Annotated in this window: 1 protein-coding gene and 1 pseudogene; both read left to right on the top strand. The window is 70.3% G+C overall.

Going from position 1 to position 1,428, the window contains the following annotated elements; translation table 11 throughout:
- Positions 1-265: 265 nt before the first annotated feature.
- The gene (locus AOK03_RS36740; RefSeq protein ID WP_055569720.1) at positions 266-934 is read left to right on the top strand and encodes a response regulator; all 669 of its coding nucleotides are present in this window, start codon (positions 266-268) and stop codon (positions 932-934) included.
- 136 nt (positions 935-1,070) lie between these two features.
- Positions 1,071-1,428 (top strand): annotated as a pseudogene (locus tag AOK03_RS36735) (hypothetical protein); the annotation flags it as partial.

Raw genomic sequence — 1,428 nt, 5'->3', positions numbered from 1 at the left:
CACGGACGGGCGGTCGGCATGCCCTTCACTCCGACTCCCGCCGCCGCGCGGAAGTTGACCGACTTTGAGCCAGAGTCGACGAGCGCGGCGGCGACCGCCTCACATCTCCCCGTCCTGGTTCGTCAGTACAGCGAGACAGCACTTCGCCCTTCCACCACCGTCCCCCGGCGGATCCGACCTCCGAGAGGCCGCGCTGCGGTGGTCATACCCGCCCCGCACGTCACTCGCTGCCCGTTACTCGCCGCTCGCCTAGGGAGTAGACGCCATGAGCATCTCCGTGCTCCTCGTGGACACCGACGCCTTGCTGCGCACCTGCTGCGCCACGCTGCTGGCCGCGCAGCCGGACATAGAGGTGGTGGGGGAGGCCGGCGACGGTGCCCGAGCCGTGGAGCTCGCCGAGCGGCTCCGCCCGGACGTCGTCCTGATGAACCCACAACTGCCCGTCATGAGCGGCATCGAGGCGACCCGTCGCATTTCGGCCCGCCCCCAACTGTCCGGCGTACGCGTCCTCGCGATGGCCGCGCCGACCGCCGACTCGCAGGTGTTCGACGCGCTCGCGGCGCACGCGTGCGGGTTCCTGTTCCAGGACACCGAGCCCGACGAACTGCTGCGCGCGATCCGCGTGGTCTCCCAGGGCCAGGCACACCTGTCTCCCCGCATCGTGCAGCGGGTCATCGACGAATGCGTCCTGCGCGAGCGGGCCCCGGAAATTCCTCTGGACGGCCTCACGCCGCGCGAACGGGAAATGCTGGTACTGATCGGCACCGGCCTCTCCAACCAGGAGATCGCCGAGAAGCTGTTCCTCTCCTGCACCACCGCCAAGACCCGGGCCTGCCGCATCATGGCCAAACTGGGCGCCCGCAACCGGGTGGAGCTCGTCTCCATCGCCTACCAGTGGGGGCTCGTCCGACGCCGGTCGGTCCCGCTGGGCTGACAGGGACCGGGGGTTCGGTCGAGGGCGCGGGGGGAGTCGTACCGCCTGTGACTGCTGAGTCACCCGCACAGTAGAGTGCCGCGGACGCACGCCGAAGCACGCCGACGCACGTCCCACGACAGGAGCCCCCGCCCTCATGAAGCGGACCCGAACCGCCCTGGCCGCGCCCGCTCTCGCCCTCGCGTCCCTCATGGTCCTGAGCGCCTGCGGAGACTCCGACTCGGATTCCTCGTCCTCGGACTCCGCCACCGGAAAGTCCGGGGAACCGGCGAAGGCGCCGGAGAAGACCCCGGACCCGGCCGCCGAACTGCGCCGTGCCGCCCTCACCGCCAACGAGGTCAAGGGCTTCACGGTCAAGAAGCCCGACGCGAAGTACGCGTTCGCCACGTCCCAGGACCAGATGAAGGTCGACAAGTCCGTCTGCGCTCCGCTCGCCTACGCGACGAACCAGCTGCCCCTCGGCACCCCGAAGGCCGACCTGGTCCGCCTCGCCA

Source organism: Streptomyces atriruber, from assembly GCF_001418325.1.
GTDB classification, from domain to species: domain Bacteria; phylum Actinomycetota; class Actinomycetes; order Streptomycetales; family Streptomycetaceae; genus Streptomyces; species Streptomyces atriruber.
Note: the sequence above shows the minus strand (reverse complement) of the source record. Positions and strands in the feature narration are given on the sequence as shown.

Excerpts from the sequence above, each read along its gene's own strand:
- AOK03_RS36740 (WP_055569720.1), top strand. The coding sequence starts at position 266 with ATGAGCATCTCCGTGCTCCTCGTGGACACCGACGCCTTGCTGCGCACC.